General features: G+C 54.5%; 4 protein-coding genes. 1 reads left to right on the forward strand and 3 read right to left on the reverse strand.

What is annotated here, in order from left to right; all coding sequences use genetic code 11:
• Positions 1 to 456: 456 nt before the first annotated feature.
• Positions 457 to 699, reverse strand: a complete 243-nt coding sequence (locus HKD28_RS15485) for a hypothetical protein (RefSeq protein WP_194269101.1) — start codon at positions 697 to 699, stop codon at positions 457 to 459.
• Between the two features lie 120 nt (positions 700 to 819).
• On the opposite strand from HKD28_RS15485, the gene mobQ reads away from it, so the two are divergent.
• Positions 820 to 2,364, forward strand: coding sequence for a MobQ family relaxase (mobQ, locus tag HKD28_RS15490; RefSeq protein WP_207729033.1), 1,545 nt, complete (start codon positions 820 to 822; stop codon positions 2,362 to 2,364).
• Between the two features lie 126 nt (positions 2,365 to 2,490).
• Here mobQ and HKD28_RS15495 read toward each other — a convergent pair whose 3' ends face one another.
• On the reverse strand, positions 2,491 to 2,811 hold the full coding sequence (locus HKD28_RS15495; RefSeq protein ID WP_194269103.1) for a hypothetical protein: 321 nt from the start codon (positions 2,809 to 2,811) through the stop codon (positions 2,491 to 2,493).
• Positions 2,808 to 3,350 (reverse strand): hypothetical protein (locus tag HKD28_RS15500; protein WP_194269104.1); only part of this gene is annotated, 543 nt, incomplete at its 5' end. The genes HKD28_RS15495 and HKD28_RS15500, both read right to left, overlap by 4 nt.

The following is a 3,350-nucleotide window of genomic DNA, read 5'->3' on the forward strand; positions in this document are numbered from 1 at the left end:
CTGGACATACAGTCGCCCGACTGCATCCCCCATAGCCCCGCCATCTTCTGCAAAGGGAAGTAGGGCCTGTTTGAGCAAGTCGGCCTGATCTTCCTGAAGCCGGTCTTTGCGGGTCTTAAGGCGGGTCACATTCCGCATGTGGGGAACCTCTGTATAGGGGCCGATTAGGACGCACACTGTGCGTTTTTATAAACGCACAGTGTGCGTCCTAATGGCAAGCCATATTTTGCAGATTTCCAACGAAAACCGACCATCGTCCAATCCCTAGATAGAATAAAGATATTTATTCCCCCCTATGGTCCCCCCCTTAGAACGGTGGAAAAGTCCAAATTCTGGACCTTTCCGGACGCCCTCACGGGCGGGCTACGCCGCTCCCGCTCTGCGCTCGCTCCGGAATTGGAAGGTCAGAGGAACCGGGAAACAGGGGATTTGCTCAAGAGGAAAGGAGTGGGTGGGTCAGATCATTTCCCGCCACTTGGCAATTAGCGGGGCGAGGCGTTCAGCATCAGCCTTTCGGAGCTTGTCACCGTCAATCTGTTTGAGCAGCCATGACCGGATCGAAGGATCGTGTTCAGCGGCAGAAAGTAGGAGACCACCAAGCACGATTTTACGGCCTGTGTCCTGCTTTCTCGTTTCCAAACGTAGGCGAGCTAACCGTGCTTCAGCGTCGGCAATTTTCTGATCGAGTGTCTTAGCCATTTTTGCAAAATCCAACCTATTGATGTATGCGATCTTATCACGAAGTGCGCAGTTACGAATTGATAAATCAATTCCTGCGTAGGGATGTTCCTCCCCTTAACCCCACCTTGGAGCCGGAACGTGGCCCTGTATCGCGCCGAAACGAAACCGATATCGCGGAAGGACGGGCGATCTGCTGTCGCCGCGGCGGCGTATCGGTCAGGCGCGTCTCTGGTTGATGATCGGACCGGCAACGCTCACGACTACACGCGGCGGCGTGGTGTCGTGGCAACCGGGATCATCACGCCAGATGGTCAGGGGTGCGAGCGCAACGCCCTATGGAACGGAGCCGAAGCAGCCGAGAAGCGGAAAGACGGACGGACTGCCCGCGAGTGGGTTCTTGCCCTTCCCGCCGAGCTGACCGACGCGCAGCGGCTGGACCTCACCGCGCAGTTTAGTCGATCCCTGGCCGAGCGTTTCGGGGTGGCTGTCGATTTCGCCATTCATCGCCCTGGCAAAGAAGGCGACCAGCGGAACCACCACGCCCATGTGCTGACCACGACCCGGCAGATCAGCCGTGACGCTTCGGGCGCTCTGGTGTTTGGAGACAAGGCACAGCCCGAACTTTCAGATGCCCAGTTGCGCAAGCAAGGCATCGAGAAAGGGGCGGTTCTGGTTGAGGAAGTCCGGGCGCTCTGGGAGGCACAAGCCAATTCGGCTCTAGAAGCCGCAGGAGAGGCCGCACGGATCGACCGGCGCAGTCTCAAGGCTCGTGGGGTCGATAGGGCGCCTACGGTCCATCTAGGGCCTTCTGTGACGGCCCTAGAGCGTCGTGGGCGCAAGACAGATGCCGGGAACATCAATCGGGCCATAGAGCAGGACAACGAGCGGAAAGCGGCGCTGACGGCGGAAATCATCGACCTACAGGCGGAGCGTGAGCGGTTGCGCGCCCAAGCCGCACGGGATGAGGAGAAGAGGCAGCGCGAGAAAGCCCGCGTCATTGCCGAGCGGGATTTATATTTGAAGGCCCGCGAGAATTATCGTTTGGACGAGTTGCGCAAGCGTACCGCCGCCGAATTGGCAGGAGGGGAGGATAGCTTACGCAGGGGGATCGTAAAGGATAGTCCTGAATATGCGCAGAAAACCGGGGATATTCGCGAGATAGAAGCGAATATCAGGACAGAAGAGGGCAAGCTCCATACTGCGGAAAGAGATCTCGCCCCCCATGAAGTGGCGATACTCGAATGGTCATCGGATGTTGGCTTTTTTGCTCGCTTGCGCCCCCCACCAGAGATCCAAGAAAGAAAAAATCAGGCGTCTGAATTAAAATCAGAAATTCGGCAGATTTCTGGGATTTTGTCAGGACTCAGAGCCACGCTTGAAACTGCAACAAGGCTTTTCAAGAAGTGGTTTGAGGCAGAGGTAAGCAGCCCGAAGATAGATGATCGGTGGCGTTATCGTTCTCTCGCACTCGATGGCGTCAAGCGTGAGTGTGACAGGCAAATATCCGAACAAAAATCCCTAGAAAGAGTCAGCAGGACGGCCAGATTCTACGAGGGCGAAAAGCTAGCGCAGCTAAAGTTAGAACAGGCAGCACAGGCGTGGAAACAGCATGAGGCGCGGGAGCAGGCGCGGCTAGACCAGATCGAGGACGATTGGGACGATAGCCCCTCTCCCGGCATGTGAGGCGATTTAGCGGCTAAATTATTCACCCCTTGAGCAAGCAGACTTGCCCGGCAAAAGGCAGAGCAGACCCGGAGCGAGCGCAGCGCGGGAGCGGCGTAGCCCGCCCGTCAGGGCGTCCGGGAGAGGTTATTTCTCGCCAATACTGCTAATATGAATAAGTAATTTTTTGGTTTCTTCAAATAATTTTTTGCCTAATTTGTTATGAACTTCATCTAGTTCATTAATAACTTCAGTAGATTTAGGGTCAATATCAGAATTGGCCCATGCGTATATTTTATAATTTTCTTTTTTATATCCATCAATTTCAGGTATTAACTCTAGGCTTCCATCTATATTTCTTGTTTTTAAAATGGCTGCTTTTGCAAGTTGGGGTATATATGGATGATATGTGTAAAAAAAATCTCCATTTCTAGGAGATTCTAACAAATCAGTATTCCAATATTTCATAGCTTTCCTCCCTGAACGACTTCTAACTTTGCGCCCGGTTTCGGAATGATGGCGAGTTCTTCTTGTGTGGCGCGGCTTCCGACTTCGGCGACGTGTTTGTTCATGTAGTAGCGGACCAGACCCGGTCCCCGCATGCCGGCGACCTTTTCACGCTCCGAGAAGATTGCACCGAACGTCACCAGTTCGTTCATGATCTGGCTGACATCACTGACTCTAATTCCGACTTGTTCGGCGATTTCTTCGCGGGTCAGCATGACCTGCCCCGTGTGCGGCATGAGATGATCGAACAGGAGCGTCCAGACCGAGACGGCTTTCATGGGGCGCTTACTGTTTTCCATGAGCCAGAGGGTCACAGCGCGATTTTGAGCGGGACGGATCATGACGAACGGCTCCGTAGTTCCGGGGTCTGGCGTAGTGAGGTTCTTAATCTGGACATACAGTCGCCCGACTGCATCCCCCATAGCCCCGCCATCTTCTGCAAAGGGAAGTAGGGCCTGTTTGAGCAAGTCGGCCTGATCTTCCTGAAGCCGGTCTTTGCG

Origin of the sequence: Gluconobacter cadivus (assembly GCF_015244745.1) — a bacterium.
In the GTDB taxonomy this organism is placed as follows: domain Bacteria; phylum Pseudomonadota; class Alphaproteobacteria; order Acetobacterales; family Acetobacteraceae; genus Gluconobacter; species Gluconobacter cadivus.